The sequence below is a fragment of the Butyrivibrio sp. AE2032 genome, assembly GCF_000702965.1.
This window is the reverse complement of the sequence record NZ_JNLF01000005.1, coordinates 2026433-2047612: the sequence shown is the minus strand read 5'-3', so window position 1 is coordinate 2047612 and position 21180 is coordinate 2026433. Positions and strand designations below refer to the sequence as shown.

Sequence of the window (21180 nt, the reverse complement as noted above, 5' to 3'; positions counted from 1 at the left end):
GATGACTGAAGAGCAGACGGCAACGATGACACCGGTCAGCAAAAGTCCGCCGAATATTCTTATTATAACACGCGTATAAATTATAATTGATAATTACGCGGTAATCTGCTTTTGCTCCACAGATAAGTCTCTTAAGTTCCGGTCCAGGTATTTGTCTGCGACAAGATCAGCCGATCCAGGTCACCTGAGGATAAGTCTGCATGCAGAGCACTCCCGCCCCGACACCGAATCTGGTGGCAGTCTTGATGTCATACGGAGTCTCAAAGCAGGCAGCATTATAGAACCCGCCGATGACGGTCGAACGCGTAAACTCCTCCCACGAAGAGAAATTTTTCTTGCATTCGTCCGAGAAAAAGATGAACGTCTCTCCGAATTCAGTGTTGCTCAAAATATCGCAGGCATAGGCCAGACGGGCGAGAGCCAGTACCGTGCTGTAATCCCAGGCGGCAACACCTGCTTCAGGAAGAAAATCCTTCATATAACTGATGATGAGATTCGTCGCGTCATAACGGACCCTTCCCGGGATCGTCAGACCTTTTGTCGGAAGCTTTTTATTCTCCTTCATGGCAGCCGTCATCCTGGCGAACTGATAAGCATTGCGGTTGTTTGCATACCACTGGCGAAGGCTTTCGATATCCTTGACACCGTACACCTGTTCCAGGAAAGCTTTTACCCTCGGCTTGTCAGCCTCATCGCACTTAAAGAACATCTTATCCAGGGGAAGCTTGATGCCGAGCCTCGACGGGATGAACGACGCTTCGACCAGCGAGATATAAGGCAATGCATCCTCAACGTCCAGTTTGAGAGGGTTTTCCGCTTTTTCAATGGCATCTGAAACATCAGGAAAAAGTTTTGCAAAAGCATTCCGTGCAGTTTCCAGATCCTTATTAACATACTTCAAGCTGTTGTCTATAAGTTCCTGAACACCCTCAAATTCAGGATCGAGTGACCTGGTATTGCGGTAGCATTCGACGGCCTTCATCTCACAGCCGGTGTTATCGTATATATATCCCAGCAGATAGTAGAGTCTGGCTACTTCATGCGGTTCCGTGCACTTGTAGGATAAAAGTTTGAGCTCTTTCTTGGCCTCATCAAAGCGCGTCAGATTATTGAGGGCGCTTATCTTGCGGAACAGGAGTTTGTTGCTCCGATCTTCTTCGGGGATCTCCTCGATCTTATCCAGGATCTTCTGGTATTCATCCTCGTTGTGCCACTGCTCGAGCTGTTCGAAAATAGGGTCATTGTCACTTATCTGTGCCATTTATTATTTCCTCCCGGATATTTCATTATGTTTTCTTCAGGCGATCCGGATTCACTCTTCAAATGCCTGCGATATCAATTCGTTTATGTGTATCTCTACGCTGTCAAGACAAGGGACCGGGCAATTGCCTGAGTTCAAAAGAAGCGGAAGCTCAGTACAGCCGAGGATCACGGCTTCGATCCCTTCTTCATGCTTCATCTTCGTGATGATCTCCTGAAATTCTTTGAGTGTGGACTCTTTAACGATGCCGAGTTCGAGTTCTTCATATATCCTCTTTGCTACAAGATCCCTGTCTTCTTTACAGGGAACGGCAACATTGATCCCGGCTTCCCTGAAATCCTTTTTCATATAATCCTTTTCCATCGTAAAGATGGTCCCCAAAAGACCTACCGTCTTATATCCTTTGCTTTGAGCCTCTTTGCAGACCGCCTTCGGTATGCTGACCAGATCAGCTCCGGTCTTTGCGGTAATGTCATCCGATACGACATGCATCGTAACGGCGGTCAGCGATATGACTTCTGCCCCGCACTTTCTGAGGTTCTCAGTCTTCTCCGACAGATAGTCCGTGAGAAGGTCGTATCTTTCATCAACGACATATCTCCAGGCTCTGCGGAAATCGACACTGTCGATCACGATGTCGGGCATGGCCTTACCGCCGGTCAGCCTGTCGATCCTTGAATTAAGTTCCTTGTAATACATCTGTGTTGACTCAGGTCCGGTCCCGCCAACCAATCCGATCTTTTTCATATGTTATCCTCCGTTACTCCCTGATATAGACCGGCATCTCAAGATAACCGCGCTTCTCCTTAAAGAACCTTCCGGTCTCAACGATGCGCCTGTCGCTGCCGTCTGATGACACCCATGTGCCTTCAGGCAGATAGAATTCCACCATGCCGTCTTTGTCGAAAACAGGCGCAACCAGGATCTTGTCTCCCAGCATATACTGCCTGTCAAGGAATGCGCATACCGGATCATCCTGGAATTCGAGTATCATGGGTCGCATGACCGGCAATCCGTATCTTTCAGCCTCATCACGTGCAGCATTGATGTACGGCATGAGGGATTTTTTCAGTTCCACATAATGTCTCAAAACGTCTACCGACTCCTCGTCATAGTTCCACGGCACCCTGTAAGAAGTGCTTCCGTGCAGCCTGCTGTGGGAGCTCAGAAGACCGAATGCCGACCAGCGCTTATAGACGTCGGGCGTTGATTTGTCCTCGAAGCCTCCGATATCGTGACTCCAGTACGAGAAGCCCGACAGCATGAGCGAGAGACCGCCCCTGATGGTCTGTTCCATCGACGGATAATCCGAATGGCAGTCGCCGCCCCAGTGTACGGGGAACTTCTGGCAGCCGGCCGTGGCGCTCCTTGCGAACAGCACGGCTTCACCCTTGCCCTTCTCCCTTTCGAGCAGTTCGAAAACAGCCTTGTTATAAAGATACGTGTAGAAATTATGCATCCTCAAAGGGTCTGACCCGTCGGCAAAGACCACATCATCTACCGGTATCCTCTCTCCGAAGTCAGTCTTGAAACAGTCGACACCCATATCCAGGAGCGTCTTGAGCTTGCCCTGATACCATCTGACAGCCTCAGGATCCGTAAAGTCCACGATACCCATGCCGGCCTGCCAAAGATCGGTCTGCCAAACGCTCCCGTCCGTCTTCTTTATCAGATATCCGTTCGATGCAGCCTCATCGAATATCTCGGACTGCTGTGCGATATAAGGATTTATCCATACACATACATGAAGTCCCCTGTCGTGCAGCTTGGCAATGAGTCCCTCGGGATCCGGGAACATGTCGCTGTCCCAGAGGAAGTTGCACCAGTGACTGTCCTTCATCCAGAAGCAGTCGAAATGGAATACCGACAGATCGATCCCCCTGTCACGCATTCCGTCGACAAACGACAGCACCGTCTTCTCGTCGTAATCGGTCGAAAATGACGTGGAGAGCCAGAGCCCAAACGACCAGTCCGGAAGTTTGGGAACGCGTCCGGTAAGCCCCGTGTAGAGCGTTATGACATCCTTCATAGATCCGCCTGCGATGAGGAAATAATCAAGGCACTCGCCTGCCACGCTGAACTGTACTTTCGATACATTCTCGGACGCGACCTCAAAATTAATCTCTTCCGTGTGGTTTACGAAAACACCCAGATTATTGTCGGTGATGTAGAACGGAATGTTCTTGTAGGACTGCTCGGAGAATGTGCCGCCGTCTTTATTGACGATGTCGATGCTCTGACCGTTCCTTATGAAGTTTCCGAAACGTTCACCCAGGCCGTAGACATGTTCGCCGACGCGCAGATCCAGCTGTTCTCTCATAAAACAGCCGTGGCTGCCGTCGATATAAGCGAGCGCGCCTTCGCGCGATCCGGTTACCGTGCGGCCGTCCCTGATAAGCTCGTAGCCGTAGTTTTCCTTGTTTATGACAAGAGTGCTCGCGCCGCTCTTGACCGTGACAGTCTTTTCGTCCTCTTCGGCACTAAGGTCTGACGTGTCTTCTGAAATGCTGAAGAATGAAGGCTCAAGTGACTTGTCGCCTTTGAAATGATATGTCCTGATGCGGAAAATGTTCTCGGCAGGAGACGTGATCTCCATGGTTATATAAGGTCCGCTCAGTGTCATGCCCCTGACGTATATATGGAATGTCGGCATCGTGAGCGTGATCTTTCCGGTTTCTTTCCTGACAAACCTCACTTCCGAAGCCTTATGAATATCAAAACCTTCTGCCGTTCTCCATGCGCCGTCAGTAAATCTCATGTATGGTTCCTCCTGATATAAATCCGATGACCGGTAAGTTTCCGTTTAATCCGGAATGTAGGCAGTGTGTGTACCGGTATAAACAAATTTATCCGGATCACCTGTCATGAAGACATGCTTGTAGCCGGTGCCATACTGCACTTCACTCTCGTTAACCGTATAGAAGAGCAGCATTGCCTTGCCCGGCTCGGGATCGGTGCCGTCCTGGAACAGAACACCGTTGAACGTCTTATCGGTAAAGTCATATGACTTGCCGTCAGCGGTATATTTTACTTCGTCGATAACACCTTCCTCGTAGTACCAAGCTGAAGAGATGCCTGCTCTTTTCGCATAGTCCGAATCCATCATCTCATCAGTGATCTCAGTCCTGTTATCCGATGTTCCGCCGTTGATCTTTTCGACGATGGGATTCCATTCGGTCTCGACAGTCATGCCGGCTGCAGCTCCGGTAGAGACATATATACCCATTCCGACCGCCACGCCCAGACACAACACAGCCATGAATATCTGGAAGCCGATAGCCCCCGGATGTGTCGTTGCCGGTGACTTGATGTTCTCGGGATGCCTCGGGTCGATCCTGATCGTAACAGACTGTCCCAACGATATATCGGAATCTGCCTTAACCGTGAATTCATCCCAGACGGCTTCATAGGGAATCCCTCTGAAGGTATAACTGAACAGCGGAGAAGTGTGGATAAACGTGAACATGTGACCCTGGTGTTCTCCGGACTCCCTGCTGACATAGCGCACGTAGCCCGTGCATGTCGCTTCGGCTTCCTGGGTATAGAGTATCTTTCCCGACAGTGCCTTAAGTATGGAGATGACAATCAGAGCAAGCCCCGAGAAACCAAACGCAACGACTCCGAGCATAATGAAGAACTCCGCCTGTCCCATATGGTTTCTGAAGATAATGAGCAACAGTATCGATAAAGCTCCGAGCGCTATACAGATGCCCATGACCCTGTTTATCAGCGCCCTGCTGGTTGCTTCGACCACCTCGCCCTTGCCTGTCACAGCTATGGATATGCCGGCGAAAAGAAAAACGGCGCATGCCACATATCCGAAGATGACCAGCTGCTTAAGTATGAGAGATAAAACGAGCGACGAGAATATGAGCATGGCAGCGATGATGCCGAAGAGGGCCTTTTTCCGCTTTTTCTCCTGCTCTTCTGGTGTGCCCGTCTCCTTGACGCCGTAGAACTTCGCGTTCATGTCGCGGACATCTGTCCTGAGCATGCTCCTGCAGAGTTCGTTGTATTCATCGACGATCCTGTCGCGTTCTTCACTGCTGAGATACTGTTCCTGATTCAGCTGCCACTGCGGATTATCTTTGTTGTAAAGCATTATGTCTCCCCTTGATTCCCTTTACCGTTCTCCCTTTGTGACAGGGAGCGGCGGGTTTGCGAATACACTCCGGAATATCAGTCGTCTTTCTTGCCGCCTTTGCGGAACGGCTTTAACGCCTCTTTAAATTCCTTGGGGTTGTATTCGTGTTCCTCGGCATACTGATAGAGGTCGCTCTTGCTGGAATTGCGCAGAGCATCGAGTTCGCCTTCAGCCATTATGTGCCTGTCGGACATGCTGATCCGGAGACCTGTGATCTCATAAGGGATCTCTTCCTCCTTCGGCCTGGAATTCGGGAAAACGGTAAGTATGTCGCCTTCTATCCCGGCAATTACGTAATCCACAAAAAAGGTATTCTTCTTGCGCAGTGATTTGCGGATGAGCTTACGTATGCTGTCTCCGAAATAGATGGTAATGATGTCGCCTGTCTTAAAATTCTTTCCCATATCCTTATTCCTTTTTCCGTTCCCGGCAGTATCCGTCAAATAAAGTATCAGTCGGACTCTTCCGCCGGACGGTTTATCGAATCGATGTATTGGTGATATTTTTCCTTCTCGGCATACATGTACTTGTCGGCACGGTCGATGTAATCGTCGATCGATGCTTCATCGCCGGGTTCTGTCACGGCATAACCGATGCTCGCATGAAGGATGAATCCGAGATGCAGATTCTCAAATTCCTTGCTCATGGACTCGGAAATCTGCTTGATCAGCTGCTCGATGGCATCCTCTTCCGGACACGGTCCGACGGCGATGAACTCGTCTCCGCCGTATCTTCCGAAGATCCATTCCTTAGGAGAAGCTGTCCTGAACGCTTCCGCAGTGGCCTTTATCGCAAAGTCGCCCTTCAGGTGTCCGTATACATCGTTTATAGTCTTCATCCTGTCGATGTCGGCAAAGACGAGGAGTGATTTCTGATCGTTCACTTTCCGCGAAGCTATAAAGTCGTACAGGACCTTTTCACAACCCATGCGGTTGTACATACCCGTAAGAGCATCTGTCATATAGATCTTCTTGAGCTCCGTATTTGCGCGCTGCGAGAATATATGACGGCGCATGCTGAAAAGCTGGCTGTTCATGGTCTTGATAAACTTGCTGAGTCCGAGATTAAACAGGAGCGTCGGAGTATTCTTTATGGCGATATATCCGATGATGAAGCCGAGATAGTTCAGAGGTGCGAATATGTATATGTTCGACTTGCCTTCCTCATAGGCATAATCCGGATAAAGAATCTCGGAATCGAAATGGCTTAATGGTCTCCTCTTTCCTTCACGGAGCTCGTAAAGGATATCCATGTGCGAACCGTATCCGCGTATTCTCTCCGGATACTCGTCGTCACTCAGTTCGAAAAACTCGGGCTCGGTACACAGGCAGTAGTCAGGTCCGAGCTGAGGTATGTCGTTGGTGCTCTTTATACCCTTTTCGTAGAAATCCTCTTTCTTTTCCGCAAACGAGAGCGGCACCTGCATTCCCATGAAAAAGATGTCCATGATCTCCCTCTGGAGGTTGTCGAAATACGCATTCCTGATAGCGTTAAAACGGTTCTTCAGCGCCTCTTCAGTCGCCTGGCATCCGCAGCTCTCTGACGGAACGAAGAAAGACTTGTACTCTTCGTTAAACCGCTCATCCGGATGCTCCATCTGATACTTCAGCTTATCGTAAGCGATCTCACCGAATTTATCCCAGCCTCTTGAGACAGTCGAAAGGATCGGGAAAGTGTGCTGGCCGTCCTTTATCATATCGAAGCCGGTCAGGAGAACGTCTTCGGGCACGCTGTAACCTTTCTCGGTCAGTGCCGAGTTGACGCCGAGCGCCATGTTGTCATTTGCACATACGACGGCATCGGGCAGTTCCTTGCCGTCTTCCAGAAACCTTTTCATCTGGAGATATGCCGTATAGAAACCGAAATCACAGATAAACTCGTTGTAGAGCTCAAGTCCGTGCTCTTCAAGGACGTCTATGAGAGCCTGCCGCCTTATCCTGTTCTCGACGTTGTTCTCGACACCGTTTACATAGATGATCTTCTTCGCGTTATGGTGCTCGACCAGATGCATGGCCAGATCTCTTACGCCCTGGTAATTCTCGGTCTTGATGCATGACATGTTGGGAACATCGACTTCAAGAGAGAGCATGGGCACGCCCGCTCTCTGGAACCGTGCGCATACACGCTCCTGCTCATCGGGAAAATTGTATGTGTTGGTGAGCATGATGGCTCCGTCGAAATCTTCAGGATCGGGAAGATGGAAGATGTTGAGCTGGCACTTATTCTGCAGCTCATGGTCACCGGGACTGCAGTACGTGACGAAAACAAAAAGATCGACGGAGTCTTCTTTTGCTTTCCTCTGCAGGCCTGAGACAATATGCTCCACGAATTCATTGCTGAATCCGTTGGTGAATATGGCTATGCGGTTGTTCTTTTTCTTTTCTTCCACTTAAGAACGGCTGCCTTTTCTTATTCCATAAATTATATTTTATTATTATAACATCTCATACGCCCGGACGGCATACTTTATTTATTCTCCTGCTATCTGCTTTCCTGCTCTGTCCGCCGTCCAACGCACCGTTGGATTTTCCCCAAAAACGAATTGTTAGTATTCGCCCCACCGCTCTGATATATTGAGACCATCAAGGATGCATCGGAGAAATAATTTCGAGAGGTGAGAAATATGTCACTTGGAAACAACATAAAGAAATACCGTCACGATCTCGGCATGACCCAGGAGGAACTTGCAGGGATACTCTGCATCACTAGCCAGGCGGTCAGCAGATGGGAGAGCGGTGCCGGCCTGCCGGACATCACACAGATCGTTCCGCTCGCCAAGGCACTGAACGTGTCGACGGACGCATTGTTCGGATTCGGACAGGAAAGATATGACCGCGAATTCGCAGCAAAGGTCATCTTCGAGGCAAATACATTAAGGGATTCCGGAGATCCGGCTGAGGGAGCCCTCGCCGCAGCAGAATTCCTGGATCAGAAGTGCGATGAAAACATCTTCAACTACCGCATCTTGACAGGATACGTTCAGGCGGTCGCACACATGAGCCGCTTTGTAAACAGCGGAAACGTTTACTTCAAGGGACTTCTTGAAGACGATAAGAAGAAATGGCTGCACATGGTGAAGTCAGCCGAAAACAGGGCGATGCAGGTCATCCGCTATTCGGACGAAAAGGATCTTTCCGACTGCTGCCACTATGCGCTCGGATGGCTTTACTGGCACACTGCCGACTACGAAAAGGGGCGCGCCCACATCGATGCCCTGCCTTCGATCAGGAGCAACATGTTCCAGGAGACGCTTCTCCCCTACTATTTCGCTTCAACATCAGACAGCGGAATGGATGGCTGGCTCGCCCAGGTCAGGGACAACTATCAGAACTTCATCCGTGCGCTCAACAAGCAGATAGTCTATTCGGCAGAGAGCATGATGTGGACCCGTCCCTTGGATGAGGTCGAAGCCAACTGCCGCTGGGGACTCTCGATAATGGATACGTTCATGGAGAACGGAAAGATGAGGGCATACTGCCAGGGTTTCTACCGCGATACCTCAAAGTTCCTGATCGCCGCTTATCTGAGAAACGGAGAACCCGGAAAGGCGGCTGCCGAATGGGAACGTCTCTGCGGAAAGATTGAAGAATATACTGTCTTCTGCAAAGAGGTCTGCTCCGCCGGCAAGGAAAACGTCGTAAAAGACTACGGCGAACATGCCTGGGACAATATGGTCAAGTACACGGAAGAATGGATCGAAGGCAAGAAGCAGTTCATGCTCGGCCAGCTCAAGAGCTGGAGCGGCGGGGATGTGTTCGCGGAATTTGAGACGATGATCTGAGGATTCCGACCTGCACATAAAAACTCTGATACAATACGGAAGATAACCGGCCGTACAAGGAGTTCAAATGGAAAATCTGTTTTTGGTGATTCTGGTATTCATGCTGATGCTGCTGCCTATCCTGGCTGCCTTGGGCGTGATCGTGCTGGGCATAATAACCGGAGCGGGCAAAACGGAATCCGTGAGAATGCTCGGAATGAGTTTTATCTTCGCATCCATAGGCACGCTCACGACCGGTCTGCTGCAGTTTTTCGCCCACCTTCTTCCAATGGAACAGTATGTTTCATTATCTCAGGCAAACATCATAGTGACTGAGGCCGGCTCTTTCATCAGTCTGATCTTCGTCTGCATCTTCCTGCATAAGAATTACGGAAAGAAAATCATATACGTTCCTTTGCTCCTCATCCAACTGGCAGGATCAGTCATTCCGAGGATCACAGCCTACTTCATAAACAAGTTGCCCGAACTCAAGGGGATCGATCTTACCGTTGCGCTGATGATGAACAATCTGACGGGTTATCTGGTAACGGAAATTGCAGTTTCCCTGATAATCATCATTACTCTCTTCAAGAACAGAAAAGCCGAGAAAGTGGTCCCTAAACTCTGGGTATTGAAGATAATAACATTGGCATTTGCATTTATAAGCTTCGGCACAAATTCATTTCTGTACCTGAATCTTTTGAATGACCCGTACTTCCTGACGTCTTACGACTGGATGAGCTCTGTGATCACTCTGGCAGGCTCTTTGCTGATACTCCTCATACCGGTATATGTGACGGTCAAGGCCGTAAAGACCGCAAAGACAAAGGATCTTCCCGAAGCGGTATAATTCCGGAAAAGATCAATACTCGGTGCGCACCGTATCAATGCCATATGCCGCTTTGAATCTTTTCTCGTCTTCTGCTGATCTTATCACCATGACTTCGGTGAAATGACCGTCTTTTTTATTCTTAAATCCGGCGACTTTCTCGCCCGTGCAGATCGAACTTCTGATAACCGCATACTGGGTCGCGGGATCAAAACTGATCCCGTTATCCGGTTCCTTTTCATCATGAGATTTCCTGAATAGCGGCAGATGCAAGTCAAAGTCCCTTTTTCGCTGCCTTGTCCTTATACATCGCCTCGTCAGCACGCTTGATGACATCCGCGACTGTCTTGTCCGTGGTGCTGTCAAACTCAGAGATGCCGCATGCCACGGAGACATAATCATCAGGCAGCGGCATGGTGTCTGAATAGGGACTCATACGCTCATTGAAAAGCTTCATCTTGTCACCGCAGTTATCGTAGTCCTCACCGGTCAGCACTGCCAGGAATTCATCTCCGCCCATCCTGTAGACGGGGCTGTGCTTAAAGACATCACAGATGAGATGGCAGGCTCTGAGCAGATAAACGTCGCCGGCCTCGTGACCAAGTGAGTCGTTTACCATCTTCAGATTGTTCACGTCGAATACGACTAATGCAAACTTCACATTCGGATCGGAATTTATCTGGGACTGCAGATACTTTTCCTTATCCTCGTATGCCATACGGTTATTGACGTTTGTAAGCGGATCGCGTCCCATCAGGTCCAAAAGCCTCTTGTTGATGTGATCCAAAGTAAGTGCATGACGGAACTTGTCGAAAGCCAGACCCATGCGGTTGTAGTAATTAAACAGGAAGTGGTTCTCGAGCTTTTCGATGCAGTCCCTGAACACCAGGTATCCGTATGTGGAATCGGACTCATGAAGAGGCAGGAATACATAAAGATGGTTTTCACCTTCAGGGGCGTATCCTGGCACAAGTCCGCGTGAATCGAAATTCTCTCCCTTATATGGAACGCCGTCCTCGGTGGAATAGATGACTTCCATGTTCCTGCTATAGCCGCCGGAGTCCAGTTTTATATTGGAATCATAGATGGAAAGTCCGAAATTCGGTTCCAGGAGAACATGGAATGAATCTCCCTCATAATCGTGGTTTCCGGCCAGCAGATTGTGAAGGTTTTCCTTTAGTTCCAGGTATGTCAGGCACGGCAGGATTGTCGCGTCGATAAGATTGAGCTTTCTCTCAAAATACGTGGTCCTGGCGCGCTTGGCATATGTCTCGCGCCCCATGCGTCTCCTGAGCTTGTCGCTGTTCCTGAACTCGTAGCAGTTGCAGCTCTCACCGGGAATGAACCGGCAGGGTACCATCCTGCCCGAACCGCTCTTTTCCCCTTCAGACAATGCCTTCCAGAGTTTTACGGTGGCAGCGCCCATCTGATCGAAGCACTGGTCAACGGTCGCGATCGAAGGATCGAACACTTTGCCTCCGTCTATGTAATCAAATCCTGTCACCAGGACATCCTGCGGAACTTCATATCCGTTATTGGAAAGTGAGATACACGTCTCCATCGCAAGACCGTCGTTGGCGCAAATGAATACGTCGGGAAGATCTCCTGCCTTGCATATCTCATTGACACGCCTCGTGGCTGCGGCATTTTCCCAATTCGTATAGTAGACTTCCGTCAGATATTCTTCGCAGCCGTTCTCTTTCAGATAATCACGGACAGCATTAAGTCTCAGTTCCGAATCGTGGGAATCCTTTGTACCCGCAAAGAAGGTTATCTTCTTTACGCTGTGCTCCGTGACCAGATGCGCGCACAGGTCTTTAACGGCCTGATAGTTATCTGATCCTACAAAGCTGACGCCTTCTCTTCTGGAACCCTGGATAATGACAGGAATGCCCGCTTCGTTGCTCCTGTCGATTATATTATCGATCTGCTCCCTGTTGTCCAGACCGCTGCCGAAGATGACCGTACAGTCGAAATCATGAAGGTCGGGAAGGTTATAGATATTCATCTCGCCTTTACTCATCGCGGGACTATCCGTATAGGTGGCATAACAGAGGAACATGAAGATATCGGCCTCATCGCGATGAAGCTCGCCGGTCATGCCGGACAGGAACTGGCTCAGTATCTCGGAGCACCATCCGGTTGTAAATACTGCTATCTTTTTCTTCATTCAGAGATCCTCTAAATGCAACGATAATTACCCAACTATATAAACAATAACACATCCTGTCCTTCATTGTGTTGTGGAAGTGTAAACCATAAGAAAAGAAACAACATAAAAAGGACAGCATTACTCCGGGAGTGACTTTATCATCTCCTCGAGTTCGCTCCATGAGAAGATCTTTACGACATCGTCATGGTCATCCTGCTCGTAATCGAGCGCTCCCTTGTACCAGACGGGAAACATGCCGGCGTTTTTGGCTCCCGTTACATCACAGGCATAGTTGTCACCCGCGAACCAGACGTCTTCCGGCTCAAGTCCCGCCTTGAAGAGCGCCAGTTCGAATATCCTGGCATGGGGCTTGCGGAACATGTATTCACTCGTGGCGATGATAAACTCGAAATGATTATCCGGCAGCAGCCTGTTTATCCTCTCCTCCACAGCGTTTCCGCAGTATGATATGTTGCTCAGCACGGCTGTCCTGATACCGTTCTGCCAGAGGAATTCAAGAAGCTCCGGCATGCCGTCGGTGGGTCTGCCCGGTGAGGCATTATCCCAGAAAACGCGGTCGGTCTCTTCAGGCGTGAGATCGAGCTTAATGCCCAATGATTCGTACAGATAACGCGTAAACATGTGGTTGGGTATCTCAACTGTATTCAGTGCGGAGTACGTCGGATCGTACCTGTTGAGTTCCCTGTTTATGCGGTTTGCCTCCTCCTGCACCTGTTCAGGCGTGAGGTTTCTCCGGTTCTCAACCGCGTGACTCAGCACAGCTTCAGTACCCTTGATCCCGTCAAATTTCGCTTGCGAAATGATGGTCTGACCGTAATCAAAAATAATCATCTCAGGCTTTTTCATGATGTTTATCCCCTTATCTTTGTCCCTGTCTTTGAATTATAACATCACGTAAGGCCGTTAAGTTCCGCTATAATGTTTGACGGGGGATTAAGACCATGTACGATTTTGACAGCATAACAGACAGAAATACACCTGATGACATCAAGTACGAAAAGATAAACGGCATAGATGACCTTATCCCGATGTGGGTAGCGGATATGGATTTTAAGAGTCCGCCGGAAGTCATCAGTGAACTCGTGAGAGTCGCTTCGAACGGGATCTACGGCTATTCGGAAGCTGACGAGTCCTACGATGAGGCAGTGACCGGATGGTTAAAAAAACGGTTCGGCTGGGACGTTACGGCTGACCAGATCTTAAAGCTCCCCGGAGTCGTACTTGCGATCTCATATGCGGTCCGTGTGCTTACGGAACCCGGTGACCACATTATGATCTTTGAACCCGTATACGGTCCCTTCAGGCGCTGCGTTGAAGGCAACGGAAGAAAGCTCACCATAGAACAGCTTAAGACCGCCGGCGGACATTTCGCTGTCAACACTGCCGAAATGGAAAAGAAGATCATCGAAGACAACGTAAAACTCCTCGTCTGGTGTTCACCTCATAATCCGGGAGGCAGAGTCTGGTCTGAAGATGAACTCCGTTCCGTATCCGGCATATGTGAAAAGCACGGAGTCTTCATAGTAAGCGACGAGATACACTCAGACCTGACACTATACGGCAATAAGCATATCCCGATGGCAAAGATAGCGGGTGACAACTGCGTCGTCCTCACTGCTCCTACAAAGACTTTCAACATCGCGGGAATCCAGGCCGCCAACATAATTTCAACGAACAGGGATGTGCTGCGCAGTATCGACCGTGAAGCCGTAACTACGGGCGCTTTCGGCCTTAACAAGATGGGCATTGCGGCAACAAAGGCAGCCTATACTTACGGAGAACCGTGGCTTACTGAACTGACTGCATATATCGAGGGAAACATCGATATTCTGCGGAAAGAGCTTGAGGATACAAAGCTCGTCATGATGGAACCTGAGGGAACTTATCTCGTGTGGATCGACTGCTCCGCTTACGGTGATATCTCCAAAAAGCTCCTAAGGGAAGCTCATGTGCGTGTCTCCGAAGGAAGCTTTTTCGGCATGGGCGGAGAGAACTTCATAAGGCTCAATGTCGCATGTCCAAGGAGCGTTTTGAAAGAAGCACTTCGAAGGATAAAAGCAGTCCTGTAATACCGGGGCTTTCCGGGCAGATGACTATGTCAGCGAACTTCCCTGATAGCTGTAAACCTTTGTGTAGTCAGCATTGAAGCAGACGTCGACGCTGAACTTTTCGAGATCATAGACAGCTGACCAGCAGGCGCCCTGATTCACGAATTTAAGAACGCCCATGGCATCTTCTGAGGTCAGTGCGGAAACCCCGTCTATCTTCTTGTGGATCTTTGTATAACGCATGTCGTTATCGCTCTTGCCGGAGCAGAGAAGGAAATTCGTGACCGCATCATCCTCTACGATAACGAGCCCTCCTTCATCCCATTCGGCAATGACCGATCTGCCGCTGCTGTCGGTAATGAAGACGTGAAATGAATACGGCTTTCCCGAGTACATATCGTAGTTTCCGAGGAGATCTATGGCCTCCCCTGTGTTTGCGCATTTGTCGAGCAGCACACGGACGGCAACATAAAGCAGCAGATCGCCGTTAGACGTATCTTCTGCAACATGCTCATTGCTCAATTGGAGCAGCGAGACACCGAGTCCCTTCTCGTTTATCCCGTCACAGATGCACCAGGGTGCCGCCAGAAGGAGCGGGCGGCTGCTCTCATCGGTGATATCGTAATTGCCGCCGTTGCCAAGATTCATATGGGACATGTCGGCAATGCCGATCGAAGCATATCCGTCCTCAGGATCCGTCCTTACCACCAGCGCATCGCATTCATACATATCGTAATTGCGTCCGAAAAGATGATCGCCGCCGTCAGATACCGAAGCAAATGAGCTGCATCCCATTTCCGGAATGTCGCCTGTGGGAACCCCGTGCGTAAGATTAGTTGTCATCCAGGCGTCGAAATCCTCGACAGTCTTTATGTTCGCCGCCAGATATTCGTCCATCTTGTAGTCAGCGTAGTAATCGATGACATAGATCCCTTCCGCGTCGCAGGAAAAAGAATCCAGCGTCTTTTTCTCGTTTTTATCCGTACCGCCGGCCGAAGCGCAGCCGGCAAGCAATGAAGCGGTAAGTATCAGCGCTCCCGCAGTGATGATGTGTCTTTTCATAAGCCGTCCGATCAATTTAGTTCCAGTCCAATTATAGTTGACCCGGCGGCAGCATAAACGGGATAAACTCAAACGGATATGGGGTCAAAAAGCAGTTGTTTGGCATATCAGGCAGAAACCCTTTATTTTATTGGGATGTAACAATGTTACCCGTTATTTTCTGACCCTTGTTCCGCCGAAAGCGTGGATCGAACGCGTCCCCGCTTTCACTCTTCCGCCCTGAAGGCTCCCCTTCGGAATGAACAGCTCGTCACCTGCATGAAGGATATGCTCCTCGCCGTTTATCGTGACGGTATATTCCCCTTCGACGCAGAGCATGTATTCATCGTAGTCATGAACATGTTCCTTTGATTCCCTGTCAGCCTTATAGATCCAGAAAGCCATCTGGCTTCCGTCATTGGCGGTGTAATAGTAACCTTCTATGTCAGGCGTATTCTGCTGTGAAGCAGGGATACGGTTCTCTTCTTTAAACATAAACTCAGGGAAGTTCATCCTGCCCCTCCTGTCTCATGACAACGGCATGCATAATAGTCGGGATCACAGTCTTCAATGCCGCCATATGCACCATGCTGAAATATAAGACGAACAAAATAAAAAACAGGCTGCTCATCTGAAGCAGCCTGCATATTTCTTAATAGGTGATAACGTTGTCCTTAAGCTTCTCGAAAGCTCTCTTGGCAACTTCCCTGGCGTTGGGATCAGGATCCGCAAATGCCAGTTTTCTGATGTACTCTTCGCAGTTCTTTGCATGGATCTCCGAAGCGGAATTGATCGCCGTAGCTCTTACGATCGGAGACGGATCTCGCAGTAATTCGATCAGTCCCATACCTGAATCATAAGTCGGGATCATACCCAAAGCCATGGCAACGGCCATTCTTACGTCGTCGCTGGGATTGTCCAGATATTTGAGTATGGGAGCGAGTTTTTTCTTTGAACCTAACTTCAGTATCTTATCTCTTAAAGCGTCTTCACGTGCCATATAAAAGATCCCCCCGAAATTGATTACACAAGTATTATAGGGCAATCCCCGAAGACGTGGTTGAACAATTATTGCTTTGTTTTTTCGGGGTAAAATCCGCAAATCACCCGTCATTTATTGCTTTTTTATTCGAAGAAATCGCACGATTGGTTAAACGCAAGTTTTTTTAACATTTCGTTTTTGCGAATATCAAAAAATCGGGGTGCGAAATCATTCAGCTCCGGATGCAGGACCTCAGACCTGCCTGTTTATATACCTGGCGGTAACGGTTCCGTCAGGAGCGATCTCAAATCGCGAAACGGATCCGGAGGAGCCGTTGAACCTGTGCTTAATTCTCTCTTCCAAAGTTTGGCCCATCAGCATGGACTGCAGAAAACTCAGAGCCGTTCCGTGTGATACGATAAGTATCTTTTCGCGGTCAGAGGATGAGAGTTTCTGATAAAAAGGATACAGACGATCCCATAGATCCCTGTCTGATTCGGCATCGTCAAAGGGCCTGTAATCAGGATCGTAATGGTTTGGCTTAGGGATCTTGTTTGCATCAAACCAATCCCAGGGCTTGCCGTTGCCGCTGCCTGCATTTACCTCTCTGATGACCGGATCAAACTCAGGCTCAAGCAGGATAACCTTCCCGATCTCTTCAGCTGTCTGAGCAGCGCGCTTAAGATCCGAGGATATCATCAGCCATCCTTCACCGCACCCTTCGGCTTTCAGGAACAGACCTATCTTTCCGGCCTGTTCACAACCGGCCGCGGTCAGGTCCCAGTCTCCCCATGCGCCGGCGTGTCCGTTCGTATGATGGACCGACTGGGTATGCTGCACCGTGATTATTATTCTATTTCCCATTACAAAAATCCCGGGGAACGGTTAATTGCCGTTAAGCGTGGGATCGTCAAACGGATCTAAAAATGCATCTGCATAAGGATTGGCATTTTTATCTTCCGTATCCTTATTCTCCGTCTCAAAGGTGGGATAGAACTTTGTAAGGGCTCCGCAATAAAGACATCTTCCCATAAGAGGGGTCTTTCCTGATTCCTTGACCGGCTTGCCGCACTTTTCACAGGGTCTGGAATCCAAGACATAAGGCGGCTTGGAAAAATACTTTTCCGTACTTTCCACTATCTTCGCATTGATGAGAGAAGTATCTATTCCCTTCTCGACCATGAGTTCATACATCGCCTGGATTATGATCTCATGCTTTGCGACAGTGCTTATGAGGCTGTCGATCCTGATGTTCGCATCAACGATGTCTTCCTTATGACGGTCAAGACCGACAGGAATAAATACCTGGTTACTTCCGTGATTCATATGATCTATCCTCCATCCAAAAGCCAAAAGGCTGCCCTTAAACAACTATAATAAATTTTACCATTTAAAAGCGTCCGTGCATATTGCCACGGGGAATTCAAAAAGTCTCCTCAGATCTTCTTCATCAGCTCCCAGAAACTTATGGCGCTTGCTGCAGCGACATTCAGCGAATCCACTCCGTGATACATCGGGATCATGACACGGTAATCGCACGCGGCTATGACTTCTTTCGGCAGTCCCGTCCCTTCCGTGCCGAGCAGTACCGCGACCTTTTCATTCGCACGGATTTCATCGTTGTCGACGCTCGTCGAATCTTCCGTCAGTGCCATGGCCACTGTCTTAAACCCGTAAGAGTTGAGGAGCTGCAGTATGGTAAGACCTTCCGATTCTTCAAGCGGTGCCTGTGCCCACGGAATCTGGAAGACTGTACCCATGCTCACTCTCGCCGTGCGCCTGGTAAGTGGATCGACTGAAGCGTGCGTAAGAAGAACACCGTCCATACCGAGGGCTGCTGCCGAGCGGAAGATCGCACCGACATTTACGGGATTGACGACATCGATCATGACGGCGATACGTCTTTTATCCTTGCAGAAATCTTCAACGGAAACGGCAGGCTTACGGCGGAGCGTCATCCAAAGACCGCGGACCAGGTGATGCCCGGTCATGCTGTTTACAGTCTCCTGCTCAGCCACATATACGGGAATGGAATCGAGTTTGTCCCTGCCGCAGTATTTCGCGACCGCATCGAAAACGGGACCTGCCTCAACTTCCAGCCGCCCGGTCTCCACGAGCATCGACAGAGGTTCATATCCGTTCTCTATGGCGCGTAGGATGACATTGGCGCTTTCCGCGAGAAAGATCCCCTCTTCGTATTCGTCAGAGGTCCTGAGCTGCCGTTCAGTGGCTCTTGCGAAAACATCCATCTCAGGTGCGTTTATGTCATCGATCTTTATCAGGTTCAAGGGCATAGGACTCCCGTTTTCAAATATGTCTTATAAGACAAATAAAAAAGCACTGTTTTGAATAATACTCCAAAACAAGTACATTATTCAACTTTTTTTGAGAGAGGATTCTGATTCTTAGGAAAAAGCGTGTTATCGATCAGCCGTATAAGACGGCAGCCCGTCACTGCAGATTGATCTCGTTTACCGAATCAACAGGCTTGACCGTCATCTCGGCCCAGGCAGGGATCAGTCCGCTCTTGATAGCATTCCGGACAGACCTGATGTTGGACCACGCGGTACAGTAGAAAGGCACCTTGCCGCGTTCCGTGATCTCAAGAGCCAGTTTTGATGTTATGGCGGCAGCCACGCCTTTTCTGCGGAATTCGGGCAGGACATCAACACCGATCTGCCACATCTCGGCAGCATCCGCTGAACATCCGGCCAGACCTACGAGCTGATCTCCGTCGTATGCCCCGACCGCGAGCATGTCCAGGTGCTTTCTGTCGTAGCACAGAGCATTGGACCATTCCTTCAGATAAAGATCTTCGAACTCCCCTTTTTCCAATACCTTAAGTTCATAAGCGCACGGCAGGCTGATCAGCCTGTTCATGTCGGGAAGATAGTATTCGGCCATAAAGCAGACAGCCTGACCTAACGGTGCAAGTCTCTCGCTAAGCCAGTGCATGTTGGGAGTCTCAAAGCAATGGTAGAATTCAAACCTGGACAGGTATTCGGTCACTATGCCGGCGACCTCGTCAGTGACAGCGGCGACGGTATTGTTTCCGTAAGAAATGAAGTTGCACGTTATGGGCGGCTTATAGTATTTTTTCGCATCCGGAGCGGGATCGAAAGGAACGATCACGTTCTTATCCGCACGGAAATCCTCAGCCCTGCATCCGATATCCGCTGCAGACTGCTCCATGGCGATCCCGAGAATGTCGATATTTGTCATCATGCGCATCTTACCGCCGTGCTTTTCGCGTATTTCACCCTGTAGATACGATTATATCACTAGGGAAAGCTCCGCCAATTTACCATTCTCTTACAAGACCTTCACAGTTCCGTAAATCATTCACGGATTCCGGATGCTACAATTAAGTCAGTTTTCAATCCTCCTCAAAATGATGTATTTAGTAATTGACTAAGCTCCCGGTATTTCTCTCCTTTCTTACGGGAGCTTTTTCATGTCCGGACATAAACGGATAATTGCGCAAAGGTCCTTTCAACCGTTCATATACTTGCCGTGATTCTTGAAAACGATAGCGAAAAATGGTATTAGATATTGTTATTCCAAGGTGTTTCAGATGAGTAAATATAAGACACAGTTTGACATGATGACGCAGCAGCCTGTTCCGAGCCTGATACTCAAGCTCGGAATACCGACGATGATCAGCATGTTCATCACCACGCTGTACAACATGGCAGACTCATATTTCGTCGGCCAGATAAACACATCAGCCAGCGGTGCCACCAGTGTCGTAATGGGTCTTATGGCGATACTTCAGGCGATGGGCTTCATGTTCGGTCACGGAAGCGGAAGCATCATCAGCAGGAAGCTCGGCCAGAAAGACATCGAGAGCGCCAGAAATTATTCGGCCACCGGGTTTTATTCGGCATTGTTTTCCGGCTTTGCCATCCTGATACTTGGAGGCATCTTTCTCACACCGCTCATGGTACTCCTGGGCAGCACACCGACGATACTCCCCTACTCACGCACTTATGCCATCTGCATCCTCTGCGCCGCGCCCGCGCTTGTCTCGAGCTGCGTCATGAACAATATCCTCAGATATGAGGGCCGCGCATTCTTTGCCATGATCGGCCTTACTTCAGGCGGCATCGTCAACATCTTCTTAGATGCCCTCTTCATGCAGAAGATGAACATGGGCATCCTCGGAGCAGGTCTTGCGACCGCCATATCACAGTATCTGTCCTGGTTCATCCTGCTCACGATGTTCATACTGAAAAAGACACAGACTTCGCTCTCTTTCAAATACACAAAATTCAACATAACGATACTCGGCGATATAGTAACGACAGGTCTGCCGAGCCTCGCCCGCCAGGGACTTGCGAGCATCTCGACGATGCTCCTCAACAACGCCGCCGGCGCATACGGCGATGCCGCAATAGCCGCGATGGGAATCGCCAACAGGGTCAGCATGTTCATCTTCAGTGCGGCTCTTGGTATCGGACAGGGCTTCCAGCCCGTTGCGGGATTTAACTTCGGTGCAAAGAAATACGACCGCGTCCGTCAGGGTTTCTTCTTCACGCTCTCCTTCGGATCGCTCCTGCTCGGCATTGCATCCATTGCCGTATTCCTGAACGCGGGCGAATGCATAAGAGTGTTCAGAAACGATCCCGAAGTAATTACGATCGGAATACCCGCGCTGCACGCACAGTGCATCGGTCTGTTTTTCGTGCCGTTCCAGGTCTGCAACAACATGATGTTCCAGAGCATCGGCTACAAGTTCAACGCGACTTTCCTGTCGGCCTTAAGAAACGGTCTGTTTTTTATACCTGTGCTTCTGGCATTCAGCTGGATCTTCGGACTTGCCGGAATCCAGGTGGCTCAGGCGGCAGCTGACGTACTGACGTGCCTTGCATGCATTCCGTTTACGGTCAGTTTCTTCAGGAAGATCTCAAATAATTCATTAAAGTAACAACAGAAAGGGCTG

At 49.5% G+C, this 21180-nt stretch carries 20 protein-coding genes; 4 read left to right on the top strand and 16 right to left on the bottom strand.

The annotated features are described in order from the left end of the window. Positions 1–166: 166 nt before the first annotated feature. The 6 genes from BO18_RS26590 to BO18_RS26565 form a co-directional block, all read right to left on the bottom strand. Positions 167–1261 carry a DUF1266 domain-containing protein gene (locus BO18_RS26590; protein WP_034450852.1) on the bottom strand — a complete coding sequence of 365 codons (1095 nt, stop codon included), beginning with the start codon at positions 1259–1261 and terminating at the stop codon, positions 167–169. A 51-nt stretch (positions 1262–1312) separates the two neighbouring features. Next, positions 1313–2008 carry an aspartate/glutamate racemase family protein gene (locus tag BO18_RS26585; protein ID WP_034450850.1) on the bottom strand — a complete coding sequence of 232 codons (696 nt, stop codon included), beginning with the start codon at positions 2006–2008 and terminating at the stop codon, positions 1313–1315. A gap of 13 nt (positions 2009–2021) precedes the next feature. Further along, on the bottom strand, positions 2022–4019 hold the full coding sequence (yicI, locus tag BO18_RS26580; RefSeq protein WP_034451870.1) for an alpha-xylosidase: 1998 nt from the start codon (positions 4017–4019) through the stop codon (positions 2022–2024). 45 nt (positions 4020–4064) lie between these two features. Beyond that, the gene (locus BO18_RS26575; protein WP_034450848.1) at positions 4065–5363 is read right to left on the bottom strand and encodes a hypothetical protein; all 1299 of its coding nucleotides are present in this window, start codon (positions 5361–5363) and stop codon (positions 4065–4067) included. Positions 5364–5440: 77 nt separating this feature from the next. Further along, on the bottom strand, positions 5441–5809 hold the full coding sequence (locus BO18_RS26570) for a hypothetical protein (protein WP_185752581.1): 369 nt from the start codon (positions 5807–5809) through the stop codon (positions 5441–5443). A 47-nt stretch (positions 5810–5856) separates the two neighbouring features. Next, positions 5857–7794, bottom strand: a complete 1938-nt coding sequence (locus BO18_RS26565) for a diguanylate cyclase domain-containing protein (protein WP_034450843.1) — start codon at positions 7792–7794, stop codon at positions 5857–5859. A gap of 234 nt (positions 7795–8028) precedes the next feature. Between BO18_RS26565 and BO18_RS33680 the strand changes: the two genes are divergently transcribed. Both BO18_RS33680 and BO18_RS26555 read left to right on the top strand, forming a co-directional pair. After that, positions 8029–9186, top strand: coding sequence for a helix-turn-helix domain-containing protein (locus tag BO18_RS33680; protein ID WP_051689204.1), 1158 nt, complete (start codon positions 8029–8031; stop codon positions 9184–9186). A 67-nt stretch (positions 9187–9253) separates the two neighbouring features. Next, positions 9254–10015, top strand: coding sequence for a hypothetical protein (locus tag BO18_RS26555; RefSeq protein WP_034450840.1), 762 nt, complete (start codon positions 9254–9256; stop codon positions 10013–10015). Between the two features lie 12 nt (positions 10016–10027). On the opposite strand, the gene BO18_RS26550 is transcribed toward BO18_RS26555, so the two are convergent. The 3 genes from BO18_RS26550 to BO18_RS26540 form a co-directional block, all read right to left on the bottom strand. Further along, on the bottom strand, positions 10028–10267 hold the full coding sequence (locus tag BO18_RS26550) for an aspartate dehydrogenase (protein WP_242856609.1): 240 nt from the start codon (positions 10265–10267) through the stop codon (positions 10028–10030). Between the two features lies 1 nt (position 10268). After that, positions 10269–12164, bottom strand: coding sequence for a diguanylate cyclase domain-containing protein (locus BO18_RS26545; protein ID WP_034450839.1), 1896 nt, complete (start codon positions 12162–12164; stop codon positions 10269–10271). Between the two features lie 120 nt (positions 12165–12284). Next, a complete protein-coding gene (locus BO18_RS26540; protein ID WP_242856608.1) occupies positions 12285–12998 on the bottom strand; it encodes an HAD family hydrolase in 714 nt (237 codons plus the stop codon). A 110-nt stretch (positions 12999–13108) separates the two neighbouring features. On the opposite strand from BO18_RS26540, the gene BO18_RS26535 reads away from it, so the two are divergent. Then, on the top strand, positions 13109–14236 hold the full coding sequence (locus BO18_RS26535; protein ID WP_034450835.1) for a MalY/PatB family protein: 1128 nt from the start codon (positions 13109–13111) through the stop codon (positions 14234–14236). 24 nt (positions 14237–14260) lie between these two features. On the opposite strand, the gene BO18_RS26530 is transcribed toward BO18_RS26535, so the two are convergent. The 7 genes from BO18_RS26530 to BO18_RS26500 form a co-directional block, all read right to left on the bottom strand. Next, positions 14261–15277, bottom strand: coding sequence for a carcinine hydrolase/isopenicillin-N N-acyltransferase family protein (locus BO18_RS26530; RefSeq protein ID WP_034450834.1), 1017 nt, complete (start codon positions 15275–15277; stop codon positions 14261–14263). A gap of 153 nt (positions 15278–15430) precedes the next feature. Next, positions 15431–15769, bottom strand: coding sequence for a cupin domain-containing protein (locus tag BO18_RS26525; protein WP_034450832.1), 339 nt, complete (start codon positions 15767–15769; stop codon positions 15431–15433). Between the two features lie 139 nt (positions 15770–15908). Then, on the bottom strand, positions 15909–16256 hold the full coding sequence (locus BO18_RS26520; RefSeq protein ID WP_034450830.1) for a HEAT repeat domain-containing protein: 348 nt from the start codon (positions 16254–16256) through the stop codon (positions 15909–15911). 234 nt (positions 16257–16490) lie between these two features. Further along, the gene (locus tag BO18_RS26515; RefSeq protein ID WP_051689203.1) at positions 16491–17102 is read right to left on the bottom strand and encodes a histidine phosphatase family protein; all 612 of its coding nucleotides are present in this window, start codon (positions 17100–17102) and stop codon (positions 16491–16493) included. A gap of 21 nt (positions 17103–17123) precedes the next feature. Further along, entirely contained in the window at positions 17124–17564 is a 441-nt protein-coding gene (locus BO18_RS26510) for a hypothetical protein (RefSeq protein WP_034450827.1), read from the bottom strand. 110 nt (positions 17565–17674) lie between these two features. Then, positions 17675–18532 carry a TrmH family RNA methyltransferase gene (locus BO18_RS26505; RefSeq protein ID WP_034450824.1) on the bottom strand — a complete coding sequence of 286 codons (858 nt, stop codon included), beginning with the start codon at positions 18530–18532 and terminating at the stop codon, positions 17675–17677. 157 nt (positions 18533–18689) lie between these two features. Further along, the gene (locus BO18_RS26500; protein ID WP_330379646.1) at positions 18690–19463 is read right to left on the bottom strand and encodes a GNAT family N-acetyltransferase; all 774 of its coding nucleotides are present in this window, start codon (positions 19461–19463) and stop codon (positions 18690–18692) included. A 349-nt stretch (positions 19464–19812) separates the two neighbouring features. Between BO18_RS26500 and BO18_RS26495 the strand changes: the two genes are divergently transcribed. Next, entirely contained in the window at positions 19813–21165 is a 1353-nt protein-coding gene (locus tag BO18_RS26495) for an MATE family efflux transporter (protein ID WP_034450822.1), read from the top strand. Positions 21166–21180 lie beyond the last annotated feature (15 nt).